The organism is Beijerinckiaceae bacterium (assembly GCA_004564215.1).
Lineage (GTDB): Bacteria > Pseudomonadota > Alphaproteobacteria > Rhizobiales > Beijerinckiaceae > Methylocapsa.
Genome location: CP024846.1, coordinates 685,872 through 704,903 on the forward strand (window position 1 = coordinate 685,872; position 19,032 = coordinate 704,903).

The window sequence follows — 19,032 nt, forward strand, 5'->3', positions numbered from 1 at the left end:
ATGCGCAGCAATAAAACATTCTCCGAACTCGCAATCGGCGAGGAGGCGTCGATCACGCGGGTGGTAACCCCGGACGACCTTATCGTCTTCGCCCACGCCAGCGGCAATTTGAATCCTAAAAACCTTCCGGGTTCAGCCGCCGATCCCGACGATACGCCCTCGGTGCCGTCGATGTGGATCGGCTCGTTGTTCTCGGCGGTGTTGGGCAATTTGCTGCCCGGCCCCGGCACCCTTTATGTGTCGCAGACGCTCCGCTTTCATGCCCGCGCGCATATCGGCGATGCGTTGAAAGTATCGGTGCGAGTGGAAGAACTGCGGCCACCAGCGACGGTCGTGCTGCAGACACGCGTCAACCGCGGCGGGGAGTTGATCGCAGACGGGACCGCGGAGGTCCGCGCGCCTGCGACCCGCCAAGTGATCGACGACGTGGAGCTGCCGGAGCTGATGGTGCAGCATCACTCTCAGGTCGAACGGCTGCTTGGCGCCTGCCGGACTCTGCCGCCGATGCCGACCGCTGTTGTCGTTCCCGAGGAAGAGAATGCGCTGCTCGGCGCACTCGCGGGAGCGCGGGAGAATCTCATCGTTCCCATTCTCATCGGCGACGCCGCGAAGATCCGCGCCCTCGCGGCGAGCCATGACATCAACCTCGCGGGCATCGCGATCGAGGATGCGCCGACGCACGACGCCGCGGCGGCGCGGGCGGTGGAAATGGTGCACCAGGGTATGGCGACGGCTCTGATGAAGGGCCATTTGCATACCGACGTTCTCATGAAGCACGTTGTGAAGTCTCAAGGCGGCCTGCGGATCGGGCGGCGGATCAGCCATGTGTTCGTCATGGATGCGCCATCGTTGCGTCAGCTGGTGCTCGTGACCGACGCCGCCATCAATATCGCCCCGACTCTCGAAGAGAAAGTCGACATTGTACAGAACGCGATTGACCTCGCCTTGGCGCTGGGGATCACGCGGCCAAAGGTTGGCGTACTGTCGGCTGTCGAGACCGTCAACCCGAAGATTCAGTCAACCCTGGATGCCGCGATCTTGTCGAAGATGTCGGAACGTGGGCAGATCCGAGGGGGTATCGTCGACGGTCCGCTCGCAATGGACAATGCGATCAGCCTGTCGGCCGCGAAGACCAAAGGTCTGACCTCGCTGGTCGCCGGCCGCGCCGACATACTGGTGGCGCCGAATCTGGAGGCGGGCAATATCCTGGCGAAGGAGCTGACCTATGCGGCGCAGGCGGAGGGGGCAGGTCTGGTGCTCGGCGCCAAGGTCCCGGTGCTGTTGACCAGCCGCGCAGACGACGAACGCTCGCGGCTGTTCTCCTGCGCGGTGGCGGTACTCTATGCCCATTGGTTGTCAAGCGGCCACAGCGCGGTCGAGCCCGCAGCCCTGAAGGAAGCCGCCGAATGAGCCGCCATGTCGTCACCCTCAATGCCGGATCGTCCTCGATCAAGTTCGCGCTCTTCGAGCTGGATGGCCGCGATCCTTTAGATCACGATGATTTTGGAATGACTCAATCCAAAATCATGAACGTGATCGATTCCAAAAATTTAGAGCGGGATGCGGGCGGAAAACCGGCTTCCCCTTTTCCTCATCCCGCTCTCGCACGCGCCATCGGCCTGGTGGAGATGGTCGGGCAGCAGCGGCGAATCAAGGTGCGCGATGGCAACGGCACGACGGTGCTGCATGAGGACGCATGGTCGGATGCGGGCGGTGCGCCGTTCCATACCGAGGCGCTCCGGCGCGTGCTGGCATGGCGGCTGAACGCTTTCCCCGACGCCAACGTGGTCGCCGCCGGTCATCGTGTCGTGCACGGCGGCGTTCACTATGATGGCCCGGTGCTGGTTACCGACGAGGTGTTGCGCGCGCTTGAAAGCTTAGTACCCCTCGCACCGCTGCACCAGCCGCATAATATCGCCGGTATTCAGGCGGCGCGGGAGGCTTGGCCGCACGTGTGCCAGGTCGCGTGTTTCGATACCGCTTTCCACCGCGCGCATCCGTTCGTCAATGACGTGTTTGCCCTGCCTCGCAGATTTTACGATGAAGGCGTGCGGCGCTACGGCTTCCATGGCCTCTCCTACGAATATGTTACGGAAAAGCTGCGGCAGATCGCGCCGCTGCACGCAGCAGGGCGCGTCGTGGTCGCTCATCTCGGCAACGGCGCCTCGATGTGTGCCATCCGCGATGGGCAGTCGGTCGCGAGTTCGATGGGCTTTACGGCGCTCGACGGGCTGCCGATGGGGACCCGCTGCGGTCAGCTGGATCCGGGCGTCGTGCTCTATCTCATGCAGGAAAAGAAGATGAGCGTGGAGGCGATTGCCGACCTGCTCTACCGTGAATCCGGGCTGAAAGGCCTGTCGGAGATTTCGCACGACATGCGTGAGCTGGAGGCCTCAGACCGGCCAGAGGCACAACAAGCGATCGAGTATTTTGTGTTCCGTATCCGCCGCGAATTGGGCGGGCTTGCGGCTATCCTCAAGGGGCTCGATGCCATGGTTTTCTGCGGCGGCATCGGCGAACACGCCTGGCAGGTGCGCGAGCGCGTGCTGGAAGGCATGGAGTGGATCGGCATCGAACTGGACCGCACCGCCAATCGGGCGAGCGCCCAGGTGATCTCTTCGGAGCGCTCCCGCGTGCGCGTGTTTGTAATCCCCACGGACGAAGAGGCGATGATTGCGCGCCAGACGCTGGCCGTGCTGGATCGCGCAGTGGCCGCCGCTGCGTAAACGGGACGCTGAATCAGACGGACCGAAGGGCGGCAATCCCAGAAAGATCCTTGCCCTAAGAAGCAGCGCGAGCCAGGGGATCGACGTCCGCCGGGCGCACTTCGAGCGGCGGCAGGCCGAGCACGCGCCGGAAGCGCTGTAATGCTTGGATCGTGTGCGGTTCCATCTCTTCGAGCGCGCCGGCGATGAATTCCACCACGCCGACCGCCTTCACACGTTCAGCCGCCTCCGGCAGCAGTTGCGCAAGGGCGTCGATCGCGAGATCTTTCTCGAATTCGACAATGACCGATTGCTCATGGATCAGCTCGGTGCGCCGCTCCACCCCGAGGGACGCAAAGGGCTCGTCGTGACTGAGGACATGCGCGGAGCGTTCGAGCCGCGAGCGGCGGACCGCGCCGCGCGCTTCGGCCAGCACGATGAGCATGCGGATCACCGCCTCGGTGAAGCCGCCGCGCTCGATATTAAGAAGAATAGCCCGGACCTCGGGGAGGAACCTCAACTCGGCCGGGTCCTTGCGGGTGCGCTGGAAATTATGGGTGCGGCCCACCCAATCCATCAGGGGCGAACCATAGATCCCGAAAAAGGCCAGTTCGTACCAGGCGTCGCGCATGTCTCTATAGAAGTCGAGACTCTGAGCGACAAGACCTGCCGCTAATTCCTCGGCTTTGCGGAAGGCATTGTCGGGCGCGATAGGCTTGCGCTGGGCCACGATCTGCTGCGCATAGGCGGCTACCGGGGCCATCGCCGGATTGCGATCGGAAAACATGCCACGCCGCAAACGAACGGGGTTAAGGTCGCGTAGCGCCGCCGCACTCTGAGGTGTCACGAGAGATTGGACCAATGGCCTCAGGCAGAGATCATAGATCTCCCCGCCGAGCTCGGAGAGGCGATTTACAGACGCAAAGGCGAGCTCATCTTCGCGGCGCCCATCGTCGATGGCCGCCAAGTCCGCCATCTTCCGCTCCTGGAAGTTGACGAGAAAGCGGGCATGGATTCCCTCGCCCTGCTGATCCTCGATCTGCATCTCGTAGAGTCCGGGCGCAAGCGCCTCGATCGTCTTCATGGTCGAGCCGACCTCGGAATGCTCGCGTTTGGCAACGGACGAGGATACGAAGATCCCTAGATGTCCTACCTTTTCGTGGATCATATAGATGATCCGCTGGCCACGGATCTTGATCTCATTTTCGTCGGCGTAAGTGTCGATGATCCAATTCAGCGCCTGCTGCGGCGGGGTGATGTTGTCGCCATGGCTCGCGAAGACGATGATCGGCGAGCGAATAGACTTCAGGTCGATCTGACGGCCCCGCTCGATATGCGCTTCGCCCCGTGCCAGGCGGTTGCCGACGAACAATTGCTCGACGATCCAACGGATTTCGGCTTCCGTCATGAAGTGATAGCCGCCCCACCAACGCTCGAATTCTAGAAAACGCGCACGGCCGGTGTCCACATCGTGATAGAGTTCGTAGTACTTGCCCCAGAAATTGCGTGAGGGATTGAGCTGTTCGAAATTGGCGACCAGATGGGCGCCATCGAACTCGCCGTGACCGAGGTCCGAACACAAAAGCGCGGGCGCGATGCCGCCGAGCATGCCGCCATTGTAACGCATGGGGTTCTCGCCCACGCGGCCCGACCAATAGGAGAGTGGAGAACCGTTGATCACAAGCGGCCCACTGATGTCGGGATTCGCCGCGGCGAGAATCATGGTTGCCCAGCCGCCCTGGCAATTTCCGACGATGATGGGCTTCGGCGACTTCGGATGACGCTTACCGATCTCCTTCACGAACTCCGCTTCCGCGCGCATGACGTCGGCAAGTGTCTGCCCGGGTTCCGGACGCGGACGGAAGGCAACGAAATAGACCGGGTGGCCGTCGTGTAGCGCGACCCCGACCTGACTATCCTCCTTGAAGCCGCCGATGCCGGCTCCGTGCCCGGCGCGCGGATCGATAATCATATAAGGCCGCTTCCAGTCCAGAATCTCCACGCCCTTCGGCGGCAGAATCTTGAGAAGCACGTAATTGGTCGGCCGCTTGAGGGTTTTGCCGTCGACGATCGTCTCATTATCGTAGATGAGCACCGGCGGCGTGCCGGCGGCCTCATGCGCGAGATCATTGTTGGCGCGCTCGCGCAAGACGTCGATCGTCAGAACCAGCCGCTGCCCGGCATCGGTCCAGTAATCGATCATTTGCTCGAACGTCCGGTCTCGGACATGTCCCGAAGCCGTTGCGTCAGCCAGAGCCTGCGTCTTCTTCACCGTGTCATGCAAAAGCGCAGTATGGGTACGGCCTATGCGTTCGGCATGGCGCGTCGCCACCTGAAGCAAGAGTTCAGCTTGACGAAGGACAATATTCGCCGAATCCGACGCATGACGGACGCCGTCGACGGGGCTAAAAGAGGGTTCCATCATCTCGCCTTACCTGCTTGCAGCCGCCGTGTCCCTTGAAGACCGCGTCGGACTCCGCATGCAAAGGCTGAACGCTTTGAGTATTTCGATATTCCGCAAAGCGGCAGTCAGCAAAACTTAATTCCAACATAGGTCGGGACGAGCGACCCTAGCCGCGGCAAACGTCGGGAGTATGACAGTGCGATCGAGCCTCACGCCGCTCCGACCTATCGCCGATGTTCCGTCCGGACCTCATGCCCCCGCATAAATGTCGATGATCTCGCCGAGCATCCGGAGCGCCTCGGCCTTTGGCCTCTGGAACGAATTGCGACCAATGATCGAGCCGAACCCTCCGCCCTGCTGGATCGCCCGAATCTCCTCAAGCAGCTTTTTGTCATCGAAGGTGGCTGCCCCACCGGAAAAGATGACAATGCGACGGCCGGCAAAGGCGCAATCGAGCACATGACGCACGCGCTCCGCCGCGGTCCCAATCGGGATGCCCCGCTCTTGGTAGACTTTGCGCGCCGCTTCCTGCTCGAGATGCGCCGTCGGCAGTTTCACTTTGATAATGTGGGCGCCGAGCTGCGCCGCGATTTGCGCCGCATAACCGACGACGTCGATCGCGGACTCCCCCTCCTTGCTCAGATCCGACCCGCGCGGATAAGACCAGATGACCACCGCAAGCCCGTTGCGTTTTGCCTCCTCGGCACAAGCGCGGAATTTTCCGAACATCTCCAGCTGAAAGGCCGATCCGGGATAAATCGTAAATCCGATAGCACAGCAACCGAGGCGCAAGGCGTCTTGTACGCTCGCGGTCAACGCCTGGTTCGCATCTTTGTCCTCACGCAGCGAGTCATTATCGTTGGCCTTGAGGATCAGGGGGATTTCGCCGGCAAAATCGCGGGCGCCGGCTTCCAAAAAACCAAGTGGAGCGGCATACGCATTGCAGCCGGCCTCAATGGCGAGTTCGAAATGATAATGCGGATTGTAAGCTGCGGGATTGAGTGCGAAGGAGCGCGCCGGCCCATGTTCGAAGCCCTGGTCGACCGGCAAGATCACAAGCTTCCCGGTCCCCGCGAGCCGGCCATGATTCAGCAGACGGGCCAGATTGGTCAATGTCCCAACGCTGTCCGCACCGTACCAACTGAGAATCTCTCGCACGCGCGGTGTCATCCTTGCTCTCCTTGTTGCATTCGCATGGCAAAAAACATTGCTGGTCACCCTCGCAAGCGAGATACGCGCGACGCGTTCGCAAGACATCCGGTCGGCATTACGTGGTCTTACTCCGTGACGGGGCCAGAAACGCAGCCAAGGCATAATCCTTTAAATCGCCAATGCGGTCCAGTTGGATATCGGCCGGCGGGCAGCCAGCGAGAATTTGCTGGTCGTGAGCGTAGTGGCCCTGCTTCGGAAACACGGTGACGACACGCTCGCCCCAAATCTTCTTCACCGCATTGAGCACCCGCAGCTTGTCGTCGATCAGGACATATTGTTTCGCCGGGTAGAAGCGCTCCACTTGGGCAAGTTCGCGTTCCTTATGGATATAAATAAGCACCTTGCCCTCAAAGGCCATCCAGAGTTGCGAGCGCTCGACCTTCCGGGGCTGAAACACCGCGTCGCCATCGGAGAAAATGACGACAGGGCCCCATTGCCCTACGTGGCTGACGGCGGCAAGCGCACCTGCATAGAGCCGTTCGGCAAATGGATAGTCGACCAGCCAGCTCGACATGCGCAACACCCTTGGATCGTGCAGCTTCTCGATCCTGAACCGTTCCAAGGCGCCGAGGTAATCGGCATAACCAAGCTCTTGCCGCAGTTTCTCAAAAATGTCCCAATAAAGATTGCAGGCATCGACCCCAAACGTCTCAGTCAAATAGGCCGCCAAATCGGCCTGGACTCGATCATTATCGAGGAGCGTATTGTCGACATCGAAAAGGAAGACGAGATCATGCGGTGGGGTCATGGGCGCAGTGCTGTTGGATTTGGAACCCGCCAAGGGCCATCCGGCCGGATCAGCTGATTGGCCTCCTCTGGCCCCCAGCTTCCTTGCGGATAGCTGATGGGTGGTGCGCTCTCTTCCAGGACCGGCTCGACAATTCGCCACTGAGCGTCGACGATATCCTGCCGACCGAAAAGATCCCCGATGCCATGCATCGCGTCTCCCAGCAGGCGCTGATAGGGCGGGATGAAAAGATTTGGCTGTTCGGTCAGGATTAGTTCGACGTCCCGGCCTTCCATGCGATCTCCCGGGCGCTTGACCCGCATGCCCAGGGCAATGTTGACATCCGGACTGATCCTGAGCCGCATATAATCCGAGGTGGGGGAAACGATCTCCGGAAAAGTTTCCCGTGGAGGTCGTTTAAAATAGACCATCACCTCCGCCGCGGTCACCGGGAGAGCCTTGCCGGCCCGAATGTAGATCGGCACGCCGGCCCATCGCCAGGAATCGATGAACAGCTTGGCGGCGACGTAGGTCTCCACGGTCGAGCCGGGCTTGACGCCGGGCACCGACTGATAGCCTGCATATTGGCCCCGAACGACATGCGCCGCATCCAAGGGCCGCACGGCCTTCAGCAACGCCGCCTTCTGCTCACGCACGGCATCCCATTCCTCACCCGTTGGCGGATTCATGGTGAGGCTGGCCAGAACCTGCAGCATGTGATTTTGGAACACGTCCCGAATGGCGCCCGTCTCGTCATAGAATTTGCCGCGATCCCGCACGCCAAAGCTTTCGGCCATGGTGATCTGAATACTGCTGATGTAGATGCGATTCCAGATCGGTTCGAACATCGAATTGGCAAATCGGGTGTAAAGGATGTTCTGTACCGGCTCCTTGCCGAGATAATGATCGATCCGGAAAATATCTTCTTCCGGAAAGAAACGATTGAGAATGCGATCGAGCTGACGCGCCGACGCCCTATTGTGGCCGAAAGGTTTTTCAACCACGAGGCGCGCGTCGGCTCCCGCGCCCTGCTTCGCCAGCCCTTCCGCCACCGTCGCGAACAGGCTCGGAGGAATGGCAAGATAATAGAGTGGGCTCTTCGCATTCCCGAGTTCGCGGCTCAATTTTACAAAGGTCGAGGGATCATTGTAGTCCCCGTCGACATAGCGAAGCAGGCTGGCGAACTTAGCAAAAGCCTTGGTGTCGAGGCAATGATGGTCGGCGAGGCTCTCCTTGGCCCGGTCCTTCAACTGGTCAAGCGACCACCCAGCTTTGGCAACCCCGATGATCGGTACATCGAGCCCTTCGTCGCGAACGAGACCCTGCAGCGCCGGAAAAATCTGCTTGTAGGCCAGGTCGCCCGTGGCCCCAAAAAAAACGATCGCATCGGAAGCCCTGTTGTTCACGTGATGGTCTTCCTATTTGCCAGATCTTTCGATGTGGCCGCCAAATTCGAATCGCATGGCCGACAGCAGTTTGTCAGCATATTCCGCAAGCCCACGCGATTCAAAACGCGCATATAGAGCGGCGCTGATAACGGGAGCCGGCACACCTTCGTCGATCGCCGCCTGCAAGGTCCAACGGCCCTCGCCAGAGTCCGAGACATGTCCTTCAAAACTCGTCAATGCGGGATTCTTGCGCAAGGCTGCGGCGGTGAGATCCAGCAACCAAGAGCCGATCACGCTGCTGCGCCGCCAGACTTCGGCGATCTCGGCAATGTTGAAGTCGAATTGGTAAAACTCTGGATGTCTTAAAGGCGTTGTTTCCGCATCCACCGCGTGGCTCGCACGACCGACATCCGCATTCTTGAGGATGTTCAGGCCTTCGGAATAAGCGGCCATGATGCCATATTCAATGCCGTTATGGACCATTTTGACAAAATGACCGCCGCCATTTGGACCGCAATGAAGATAGCCGCTTTCCGCCTGGTTCGGCTCGCCCGTTGTACCTGGCGTCCGCGGCGCCGCGGCGACGCCCGGCGCCAGGGCGCGAAAGATCGGATCGAGATGCGCAACGATTTCGGTCTCGCCGCCAATCATTTGGCAGTAGCCGCGCTCCAATCCCCAAACGCCACCGCTGACTCCGACATCGACATAATGGAGGCCCATCTCTTTGAGCCGGGCGGCGCGACGAATGTCATCGTGATAATAGGAATTGCCGCCGTCGATCACGACGTCGCCCGGCTCGAGCAGTGGCGTCAGCGAACCAAGGATTGGATCAACAGCTGCGGCCGGAACCATCAGCCACACAGCGCGCGGCTTCGAAAGTGCCTTGACGAAAGCGGCCAAATCCCTCGAGCCCGTAGCGCCATTTTTGACCAATTCGTGAACCGGTTCCGAATGGGTGTCGTAAACGACGCATTCATGGCCGGCTTTCATGAGCCGCAACGCCATATTGGCGCCCATTCGACCAAGTCCGATTATGCCAAGTTGCATTGGGCTCTCCTCTGCGCAAAACTAATCCTCCCGCGAGCTTGTTCCCTCGCAAGTCTTGATCGATACCCGATAGGCCGAAGCTGCAGCTTTCATGGACGGCTGCGCCGAAAGGCGCAAAGGACCCGGCAATCCGCATTGTTAAGCCTGAGCGTGGGCAGGTCATGAACTTTTTTGAGCGTTCCCCAATTGTTTAGCAATATTGCCGACCAAGCTCTTTCCAGCCGCGGGCCCGCAAGGGGAGCGCATCGCCATGTCTTTCAAAGTTCAGATCGGTCCGCCTCAGATTTCCATTCATCAGGGACAGACGGTCCTGATCAGCGATCCGGACGGAGAGATTAATTGGCCGAGTGAAAAAGGCCTTTACTTCCTCGATACGCGGGTTGTCAGCAGCTGGACCGTCTATGCCAATGGGGAACCTTGGGAGCTGCTGAACGGCGGCCCGATCGCCTATTACGCAGCGCGGATCTTTCTGACCAACCCTTCCATTGCGACCGAAGCCGGCATTATTCCGCCACGCACGCTCGGCTTTACCATCGGCCGGTGGATTTACGGCGGCATGCATGAAGACCTTGACATCAGCAATAACAGCATGAAGCCAGTAAAATTTCAGCTCGAGATCGCGATCCGCAGCGATTTTGCAGATCTTTTTGAGGTGAAGTCAGGAAATATCGTACGCCGCGGACGGATCACGACCGAATGGCAGCAGGGCCAGCATCGCCTCTGCACAACTTATTGCAATGGCGACTTCAGCAGGTCGGTGACGGTCTCGGCGCAGCATTTCCCCAAGGAGCCGGTCTACGCCAACGGCCGGCTCAGCTTCGAGGTCGCCCTCGAACCCGGGGAAGCTTGGCACACATGCCTGCTCTACGCCTTGACGGATATAGCCAAGCAAACCGCAGCGCCGCACAGCTGCATCGAACATCATTCCACATCCCGCCACGCCGAGACCATGGCGGATTGGTTGCAGACCGTAGCAAAAATTGAAACCAGCAACGAAGAGTTTTACCGGCTCTTCCGCCGTGCCCTCGAGGATATGGCGGCGCTGCGGCTCCCGATTGCGGATACGGATCATACCGTATTCCTACCGGCCGCCGGCCTACCCTGGTTCATCGCCCCCTTCGGGCGCGACAGCTTGATCGTCTCGCTTCAGAACGTCTTGGTTTATCCCGAATTTGCGCGGGGCTCATTGGACTTCCTCGGTGTTCTTCAAGCAAAGGCGGACGACCCTTACCGGGACGCCGAACCAGGCAAGATCTTCCATGAATTGCGGTTTGGCGAGCTGGCTCATTTTAAGCTGATCCCGCATACACCCTATTATGGCACCGCTGACGCTACCCCTTTGTATCTCATCACCTTGCACGCGGCCTGGCGCGCTACGGGCGACCAAAGCCTCCTGGAGCGGCATCTTGAGACCGCCGAGGGCTGCCTGTCTTGGATCGACAATTATGGGGACCGCGACGGAGACGGCTTTCAAGAATATCAAACCCGATCTCCGGTCGGCTATGAGAACATGGCCTGGAAGGATTCCGGCGACTCCGTTGTCTATCCGGACGGTTCGCAGGTGCGCGGACCAAAGGCTCTCTGTGAACTTCAGGGCTATGTTTACGACGCATGGACCCGTATGGCCGAAATCTTTGACGTCCTCGGCCGATACGACCGTGCCGATGAACTGCGTGCAAAGGCAGCCGCCCTGTTCGAGCGGTTCAACGCGGCGTTTTGGGACGACGAGCTCGGCTTTTATGTTTATGCACTCGACGGCGATAAAAAGAAGGTTCGCACCATCGCCTCCAATGCCGGCCACTGCCTCTGGTCCGGCATTGTGCCGCGGGAGCGCGCCAAGCTGGTTGTGCAGCGCCTGATGGCGCCGGACATGTGGACGGGCTGGGGCATCCGGACGCTCTCCGCCAGCAATCCTGCATTCAATCCATACAATTATCAGACCGGATCGGTGTGGCCGCATGACAACGGCATTATCGCCATCGGGTTTAAACTCTATGGTTTCGGCGTGGAAGCCGGACAGATCGCGCATGACATCAGCAAAGGAGGAAGCTTTTTCCTGTTGAACCAATTGCCGGAGCTCTATACGGCCTTCCCACGCGATGAGACTACGTTTCCCGTGCAATATATCGGCGCCAATGTACCGCAAGCCTGGGCGGCCGGATCGATCTTCATGCTGACCCAGGCCATGCTGGGGTTTCTGCCCGACGCGCCCCGCAACAAACTCTATGTGGATCCGCTGCTGCCCGCCTGGCTACCGGACATCACGATTCGCGATCTTCGGATTGGCTCTCACAAATTGGATATCCGCTTCTGGCGCGAAGGCGAGCAGACCGACTTCGAAGTGCTCAAGGGGGACCCGAGTGTCGTCGAACGATGTGAAGTCGGCGTCAAAGCGGCGGAGCTCAAGCGCCGTTCGTCCCCGATCAAATCCCCGTAGAACCGTCGGAGCAAGGAAGGCGTCCCATGGCGCATGCAGTTGATATTGCCGATCTGGCAACGCCCCTGACCCTCGCGATCGACATCGGCGGGAGCCACCTCAAGGCTTCCGTTCTCAAGCCGTCCGGGCTCATGGCCACCGATGAGGTCCGGGTGAAGACACCCAACCCTGCGACGCCCAGCGCGGTTATTGCGGCGTTGAGTGAACTCTCAAAACAGCTCGGTCCTTTTGATCGCGTATCGATTGGATTTCCGGGCGTCGTGCGAAGCAATTCCGTGTTGACAGCGCCCAATCTTGGCACTCAGGAGTGGCATGGTTTCGGACTTGGCGCGGTCATGGCTGAAAACCTGCTCAGACCCGTTCGCGTGCTCAACGATGCCAGCATCCAGGGCCTCGGTGTCATCTCCGGACGAGGCCTCGAATGCGTATTGACGATGGGCACCGGAATGGGTTTTGCACTGTTTCAGGACGGGCAAATTGCCCCGCATCTGGAACTCAGCCAGCAGCCCATACGCAAGCATAAAACCTACGACGATTTTGTCGGCCGGGCCGCGCTTGATTCGGTCGGCCGCCGACGCTGGAGCAAACGGGTTCACGAAATTATCGGCATCCTTGAAACCGTGGTCCTCTATGACGTGCTTTATATCGGCGGCGGCAATGCCAAGCTGATTGATTGTCCTTTGCCGGCCAATGTGAAAATCGTTTCCAATAGCGCTGGGATCACCGGCGGCGTGCGCCTTTGGGACCGCCGGATGGATCCGGCATTTGCCGCCACGCCGTCCGCTTTTGCCGATTAGGCTCACATGGATGCCGGCCCGGAAACGCTTATTTGCGCTTGCGGCTCGCCTCAAGCCGATCCAAACCGAAGGTCGCCGCAAGTTTCCTTAGATCGGGTGGTCCCGCCCGTGCCAGATCGGGTTCGAGCAGCATCCGCATTCCGATCCCTCGCAGCAAATCGATAAAAGCGATCACGTGGGGATCATCGGCGTCGCGACCGAATATGGGAGCAATCATTTCAATCAGACCACGCATATGCGTGGCGACGATGCTCTGTAAATCGGGTTCCTCGGTCGCTTCCAAAACGATCCCAAGAAAGAACGACATCCGGTGCGGGTCAAACATCAGCTCCTTGAGGGTTCCCATGACGGCATCGAAATCCATGGCCCCGCCCTCGGGCCCCATGGCACTCGAAGCGCGATCATGGGCATGCTGGAGCATTGCGACCACAAGGTCCGCCTTGTGCGGAAAATAATAAGTCAGATGGGACTGACGCAGCCCCAAAGCCTTCGCGATGCGAGGCTGAGTGAGAGACTTGATCCCTTCCGCCTCGACGATATCAAGCGCGGTATCCAAGATTCGTTCTCGTAAACCGCCCTTCACAATCATTGGCTCCGAATGAGTTGGCATGATCTCTAACGAGAAAAGCCTGCCAAACCAAGGTCGCTTCCGCTGGCTCCAGCGTGGCTTGCCCAAAGTCGCTTAGTAGGTTACCAACCAACAGAATACGTGCTGGCAAGAGGTTGTCCATGCAATTGAACCGCCGCGCCCTCGCGCTGGGCGCCCCTATGGCTCTGTTTGCACCAGGCGGCAAGGGCAAAGCTGATCCGCTATCGGACGCGATGGTGCAGAGCCATCCAAAGCCCGACTCCATCCTCGAGGTGGGAATCCTTAAGGCGGAAAAACATGGCGATGCCGGCGTGCCGATCCTTTTCATTCCGGGACTTGCCGGCGGCCCGTGGATTTGGACCGACATGATTCGACGCTTGGCGCCAACCCATGCGGTTTACGTCCTGACCCTTTCCGGCTTCGATGGTCGCGCCACGACGACGCCGCCAATAATCGACAAAGCGGTCGCCGATATTGCTCGCCTCATCTCCGGGAACGGACTTAAAAAGCCTTTGCTTGTCGGCCATAGCCTCGGCGGGTTCATTGGGCTTCGGCTCGCGATCGAGCATAGCGCGCTTGTCGGAGGCCTCGTGACTGTTGAAGGCTTTCCTGTTTTTCCTCCGCTTGTGGAGATGAGTGCCGAGGCTCGACGCACTGCGGCGGAAGGCCTCGCCAAGCAATTTTCGCCAAGCATGGAGGGTGAAGCTTTTCGTGCCTCCCTGGAAATGTTCTTTGCGGCAAGAATGAACGATCCTGTCCAAGCGCGGGAGATCGCCGCCCACGCCGCCCGCAGCGATCCGGCGGCAATTGTCCAATATATTATGGAGATGCTGCCCGCCGATCTGCGTCCCGAACTCGGCAAGATAAGCGTGCCGTTCCTGTCGATCGTTGCGCTCAACTCCTACCTAAACGGCCGGTCCGAAGCGGAAACCAGAGCCTTCTATGCCGGGCTGCTTTCGAACGCTCCACACGTATCGATCCTTCTCATTCGCAACGCGCGCCATTTCGCAATGATAGATCAGCCTGAAGTCGTTGGAGCGGCCATTGAGGGATTTGTGGACGGACTGCAGCTCTCAAACTCCTAAGCATGATCGAATTGAATCGATCATGCTTTCCTTTTGTCCTTAGCTATGCCTTCGTCCAAACACGCGGCATTTTCGCCATGAGCCTTAGAATTTGTAGCGCATGCCCGCGTAGATCGCCCGTCCGTTACCTGGAAAATAGATTTGCTGACTGGCTGGAACGCTTGCGTTGATGACGGTGGCGACATCGCTGATATAGTGTTGGTTGGTCAGATTGCGGGCATCGAGATAAAGCGAAACGCCGGCCGGCAAGGTGATGCCGGCCTGGAGCCCAAGCAGCACATAGCCGGGCGTCCGCACCGTATTCGCATAATCGGCGAAGGCGCCAACCGGAACCCAGTCCAGCGACGGCGCGACATAGAGTCCATCCAATCGCCGATAGGCCAGCGTCGTTCGCAGAACATGCACTGGAGCGCCAGCCAGCTGGTTGTTTCCGAATTGAGGGTCGTTGACAAATGAGAAGTCGTTCCAGGTCCACACCTGGGATAGCGTCAACGCATCCCCGGCGGCCGGACCGGAGATATCGCGCCAAACTTCGACCCCTGCGGCGAATTCAATTCCCTGGTGAAGCGTGTGTGGAGCATTGAATGTGTTGGCCGGAATGCTTTGATTGACCGTGAATTGCAAAAGCTCGTCATGGATGTCCGAGCGATAGGCGGTAAAGTCCCAAGAGAATCTGTCCCACCGCCCGCGCGTGCCTATTTCACCCGTCCAGGCCTTTTGGGCGGAAAGCGGCACGAAGGTCGGCGTGAGAGGACTGAATGTCTGGGTGAGATCCGAGAAATCCGGCACGTCTTGGCTTCGCGTAATGTCAGCAAAGACTTGGATGTCGGGGAGCGGATACCAGATCACACCGGCTTTGGGATTGACGCCATTATAGGTTTTCTGGTCGAAACTGGAGATTGGATTGGCGGCGAGCCCGCCAAGGTCAAAATACCTTCGGCTATCGCTGAAGACCTTCGCGCCGGCCATGAGCGCGACCTGCGGCGCGATAAAGAAGCGATTTTCGCCGAAGGCTTCGAGATTAAGGGCGACTTGCCGCGCATTCAAAACCGGGATCGTTTCCAATCCATCGAAGTTGACGAAGCGATGATCCGCTTGTCGGCCCCCAAAGAATCGCGCGCCGACGATGAGGTCGTCCCGAAAGCCACCGAGACTTAGTTTGCTCGTGAGCCGTGGTTCGACGCCCCAAGTGTAGCCGTCCTGATCGAGAACCAGAAAGATGGGATGATAGAGATTGTTGTGAATGAACCATGAATCGACGTCGATGCGACCAAAGTCGGTGAGCATGGTCGTTTTGTTGGCGATGCGCTCGTCCAGAATGTTGCGCGCCTGATTTCCGCCAAAGCCCGGAAAGGCCGCCGACACGCTCGCGGTTGTGGGGTTGTTCACCGCCGTGTTGAAATCCAAAAGACCCGGTATTTTTTGCTGTGCGCTATAGACCCCGAAATAAAAGCGTGTTTCCGCCCAGGGCGCGAAACGATAGCCGATATTGCCGTTGATCTGTTCAAGATCGGATTGCGAGTGCTGACGATATCCGTCCGAATGGCTAAATGTGCCATTGATCAGGAAATCGAAATCGCCGATCACCCGTGAAACCTGCACTTGACCGCGGATCGAGCCGAAACTGCCCCCATCAATCAGAATAAGATTGGGTGCGAGTGCCGTATAGGCCGTGGGAGAAACGAAATTGATCGCTCCGCCGAGGGTCGATGTGCCGAAAATCAGTGCATTGCCACCCTTGAAAACCTCAATCGAGCGGAAATAGAGCGGGTCGATTTGATCGAAGTCTCCGCTGCCGTCGGCGAGGTTGACGGGAATGCCGTCCTGCAGCAGCTCGATGCCACGGAGATGGAAAAAGCGGGTCAGACCGGACCCTCGAATCGACAGGCGGACCTCCTGCCCATAGCGGGTCTCGACATAGACGCCCGGCACATCCTTCAAAGCATCGCGAAGATCCTCGACATGGCGGGTCTGAATTTCCGGCGTGTTGGCATCGACGAAGTCAACCGATCCCACCATTTGATCGATCTGCTGTTTTTGCTCCGTGACCGACGGCACGGTGAGGGATCCCGCCGAGCTAGTTGCGAGAACGTCAACGGTTGGAAGCGCGACATTGCCGCTGGACTCGGTCGGGCTGGCTTGTTGCGCGCGAGCGCCGGAACAGGCCAGGGTCAAGGCGAGCGCGAGTGCGCCGCCCAATGATTTGGCGGATGACATGTCATAATCCTTTGAAGACCTGGGCCGCGCGCGGCCGCAAAAGCGAGACGGATTGTTCTTCGGTTATTGGGGGCGGAACCGCTGACCGCGATTCTCGGCAAAGCATTGCCCTCACCCCAACATGATCAGAAAACCGAGGGTGGTCCACGCGCAGAAAAATGAGGTTTGAACGGGGAGGCCGCTCTCATCGATCGTGTCGCAGTCCAAGCCACGACGGAGATTTGCCGTGCCACCGAGGTTGTGACCGAGAAGTTCGGTGCGACCAGCGCGCGGCCGGCCGCCGCGCAAGCCAATAGGCAGCATGTCGCATGACGCCGATGCTGATCCGGGTCGCCCGCCGGCGAAGAAGCCTCACCTCGCACACAAATCGTTTCGCTCGACGTCGCCGGGTCGGCGTAAGCGACACGCCCCGCGACGAGGGATTGAAGTAGGAGTGCATAAAGCGTGACGGCGCCGAGCGCGGCACGCCAAGCCACAGATCGTGTACGAAACGTTCTCATGACGCAGCGACCGTAAGCTCGCTCGATGGACCAAGACAGGCGGCGCGCAACCCTTGCTTTCGTGCCGAACCGGCCGAGATCCCCAAGAAACTGAAGTGGGTCGCGTCGAGAATTTTCATGGACCGACGCCGTGATGACGACCCGAAGGAGAATCGCCGTTTGGACCCATGATAACTACCCCATCGAAACGCGAAAACAACGCTAAGCGCGCGGGAGAAATTGTCTGCTCCGCCAGAGAGAGCTTGGCTGCGAGCGCTTCCGCCTTCGTCTTTTCGATGCCGGTTTTTTCGAGAGCGGCGGGTTCCTTGATGGCATCGCCGGCGCAGAGAATGATTTCCCAGCTTTCTCCCTTTCGGCGCAGCAACGCACGTCCGCCGAGCTCGTTCTGGGTCCAATCGGCGATAGCGGCGTCGTCTTGAGAGACGATCGGATCAACCATCAAGGGCGCATCCGGCTTGTCAAAGGCCTGGACAAGAAGTTGGCGAATGAGGTTTTCTTCCTGTCCCGCCTCGGCCAATGCAAGACTGCAAAGTTGGACTGCTAAAGCTCCGCACAATGCAAGGCAGACAAAGGCATTCTTCATCGCAATTCTCTCGGTCTCGGTCGCGATCAAGCTTGATCCCGACAGGTGGCACTCGTCGGCGCGCCCTATCAACGGGCACCCGAGCCCAATCATTGGTAACCTACCAATAAAAAGTTTCCAGTGATTTCAAGGAGGTTTGCTGCAAAGTTTCGCGCGCGTGACTTTCCAGTCACACCGAGGCGGCCTTTTTCGGCATGACCGCTGGCGGATTTTCTCACGACCCAGCGCGGCACCGCGCCGACAGTGTCCCCACCCCCTACCGACTCCATCTCGACCCGAGGCGATTGCAGCTCGTTCGGTTGGCGGCTCTCACACCGTCTCGGTCACCTTGCTGAGATGAGGCGGCCGGTCTGGATCGAAATCGAATCGGCGCGCCGTCGCTTCGATCAATCGATAGGCCGGCGCCAGCAAGGTAATAGCATCGGTCACCGCGTGATCGTCGCCGATCCACGGCAAACTCGAAGCCGGGCCGCCGCACAAATGCACCGCCTGGCCGCTTGTACGCAACGTCGCGACGAGCGTGTCGATCATGCTGGCGGTCTGGTCCGCGAGACGCAGAACAAGCACGGGCGTGTCGTGGGCAATCGCGGCGCGCGGTCCATGCATTAGCTCAGCTGCGCTGTAGGAAAGCGCGGGAAGACGCAAGATCTCTGCCATTTTCAACGCAATTTCACGGGCCGGCGCCAGACCGAAGCCGCGCGCTGCGACGAAGACCGCGCGCGCCTTTGCAAGATCATCGGCACATTCGCGCCAATCGAGCGCCAGCGCCTTCGAGAGTCGTTCTGGCAACCGCGCAACGGCGCTTGCCAGGTTTTTATCGCCGCCTAATTCCGCTATCAGCAAGGCCGCGGCGGCCATTGAGGCAATGACGCTCTTGGTGGCGGCGATGGAAATTTCCGGCCCTGCACCGATGGGCAAACTGAATTCGGCAGCCCGAGCGACAGGGGATTCGGCATCGTTGATGAGCGCCACCGTCAGCGCGCCGGAGGACCGCGCATCGGCGGTCGCGGCAATGAGATCGGGGCTGCGACCCGATTGCGAGACGACGATAAACAGCCCCCCCCGCAATGCCAAGGTGCGCTTGAAGCTGGTGACGATCGACGGCGCCGTTGCGGAGACCGGGATGCCAAGACGGGTCTCGATCAGATAGCGTAGAAACACACCAACGTGACCTGAGCTGCCCCGCCCGCAAACCACGGCGAGCGTTGGATTTTGCCTTTGGATCGCAGCAACGATCGGGCGCCACACGCCGGGGTCGGCAAGCAGCCGTGCCACGACCTCGGAAGCCTCGCCGGTTTCGCGGGCCATGGCGCTGCTCGCGTTCAAAGGATTCTCACCCTT

General features: G+C 59.5%; 15 protein-coding genes. 5 read left to right on the forward strand and 10 right to left on the reverse strand.

The genetic code is table 11. The features are described 5' to 3' along the window. Both CU048_03240 and CU048_03245 read left to right on the forward strand, forming a co-directional pair. A complete protein-coding gene (locus tag CU048_03240; GenBank protein ID QBR70454.1) occupies nt 1-1,410 on the forward strand; it encodes an enoyl-CoA hydratase in 1,410 nt (469 codons plus the stop codon). Further along, nucleotides 1,407-2,726: an acetate kinase gene (locus CU048_03245; GenBank protein ID QBR70455.1), complete on the forward strand. Its 1,320-nt coding sequence runs from the start codon at nt 1,407-1,409 to the stop codon at nt 2,724-2,726. Before CU048_03240 ends, CU048_03245 begins: the two co-directional genes overlap by 4 nt. 55 nt (nt 2,727-2,781) lie before the next feature. On the opposite strand, the gene CU048_03250 is transcribed toward CU048_03245, so the two are convergent. From CU048_03250 to gnd, 5 genes are all read right to left on the reverse strand, one after another. Continuing rightward, a complete protein-coding gene (locus tag CU048_03250) occupies nt 2,782-5,127 on the reverse strand; it encodes an alpha/beta hydrolase (GenBank protein ID QBR72620.1) in 2,346 nt (781 codons plus the stop codon). 231 nt (nt 5,128-5,358) lie between these two features. Then, complete coding sequence (locus tag CU048_03255) at nt 5,359-6,279, reverse strand: fructose-bisphosphate aldolase (protein QBR70456.1); 921 nt, start codon at nt 6,277-6,279, stop codon at nt 5,359-5,361. A gap of 97 nt (nt 6,280-6,376) precedes the next feature. Next, a complete protein-coding gene (locus tag CU048_03260; GenBank protein QBR70457.1) occupies nt 6,377-7,069 on the reverse strand; it encodes a haloacid dehalogenase in 693 nt (230 codons plus the stop codon). Further along, a complete protein-coding gene (gene zwf / locus CU048_03265; protein QBR70458.1) occupies nt 7,066-8,454 on the reverse strand; it encodes a glucose-6-phosphate dehydrogenase in 1,389 nt (462 codons plus the stop codon). Before zwf ends, CU048_03260 begins: the two co-directional genes overlap by 4 nt. Nucleotides 8,455-8,466: 12 nt before the next feature. Further along, complete coding sequence (gene gnd, locus CU048_03270; protein QBR70459.1) at nt 8,467-9,483, reverse strand: 6-phosphogluconate dehydrogenase (decarboxylating); 1,017 nt, start codon at nt 9,481-9,483, stop codon at nt 8,467-8,469. Nucleotides 9,484-9,733: 250 nt separating this feature from the next. Between gnd and CU048_03275 the strand changes: the two genes are divergently transcribed. Together CU048_03275 and CU048_03280 are read left to right on the forward strand one after the other, a co-directional pair. Next, the gene (locus CU048_03275) at nt 9,734-11,920 is read left to right on the forward strand and encodes an amylo-alpha-1,6-glucosidase (GenBank protein QBR72621.1); all 2,187 of its coding nucleotides are present in this window, start codon (nt 9,734-9,736) and stop codon (nt 11,918-11,920) included. A 26-nt stretch (nt 11,921-11,946) separates the two neighbouring features. After that, nucleotides 11,947-12,717: a chromosome partitioning protein ParA gene (locus CU048_03280; protein QBR70460.1), complete on the forward strand. Its 771-nt coding sequence runs from the start codon at nt 11,947-11,949 to the stop codon at nt 12,715-12,717. A 28-nt stretch (nt 12,718-12,745) separates the two neighbouring features. Here CU048_03280 and CU048_03285 read toward each other — a convergent pair whose 3' ends face one another. Continuing rightward, nucleotides 12,746-13,306 (reverse strand): TetR family transcriptional regulator, encoded by a 561-nt coding sequence (locus CU048_03285; protein ID QBR70461.1) that lies wholly within the window; start codon nt 13,304-13,306, stop codon nt 12,746-12,748. Nucleotides 13,307-13,446: 140 nt separating this feature from the next. Here CU048_03285 and CU048_03290 point away from each other — a divergent pair, with 140 nt between their 5' ends. Continuing rightward, complete coding sequence (locus tag CU048_03290) at nt 13,447-14,391, forward strand: hypothetical protein (GenBank protein QBR70462.1); 945 nt, start codon at nt 13,447-13,449, stop codon at nt 14,389-14,391. Nucleotides 14,392-14,475: 84 nt separating this feature from the next. Here the strand turns inward: CU048_03290 and CU048_03295 are convergent, their stop codons facing one another. The 4 genes from CU048_03295 to CU048_03310 form a co-directional block, all read right to left on the reverse strand. Continuing rightward, the gene (locus tag CU048_03295) at nt 14,476-16,608 is read right to left on the reverse strand and encodes a TonB-dependent receptor (protein QBR70463.1); all 2,133 of its coding nucleotides are present in this window, start codon (nt 16,606-16,608) and stop codon (nt 14,476-14,478) included. A 111-nt stretch (nt 16,609-16,719) separates the two neighbouring features. Next, entirely contained in the window at nt 16,720-16,911 is a 192-nt protein-coding gene (locus tag CU048_03300; GenBank protein QBR70464.1) for a hypothetical protein, read from the reverse strand. A 312-nt stretch (nt 16,912-17,223) separates the two neighbouring features. Next, nucleotides 17,224-17,664 carry a hypothetical protein gene (locus CU048_03305; GenBank protein QBR72622.1) on the reverse strand — a complete coding sequence of 147 codons (441 nt, stop codon included), beginning with the start codon at nt 17,662-17,664 and terminating at the stop codon, nt 17,224-17,226. 336 nt (nt 17,665-18,000) lie between these two features. Beyond that, nucleotides 18,001-19,017: a glutamine--fructose-6-phosphate aminotransferase gene (locus CU048_03310; protein ID QBR72623.1), complete on the reverse strand. Its 1,017-nt coding sequence runs from the start codon at nt 19,015-19,017 to the stop codon at nt 18,001-18,003. Nucleotides 19,018-19,032: the final 15 nt, after the last annotated feature.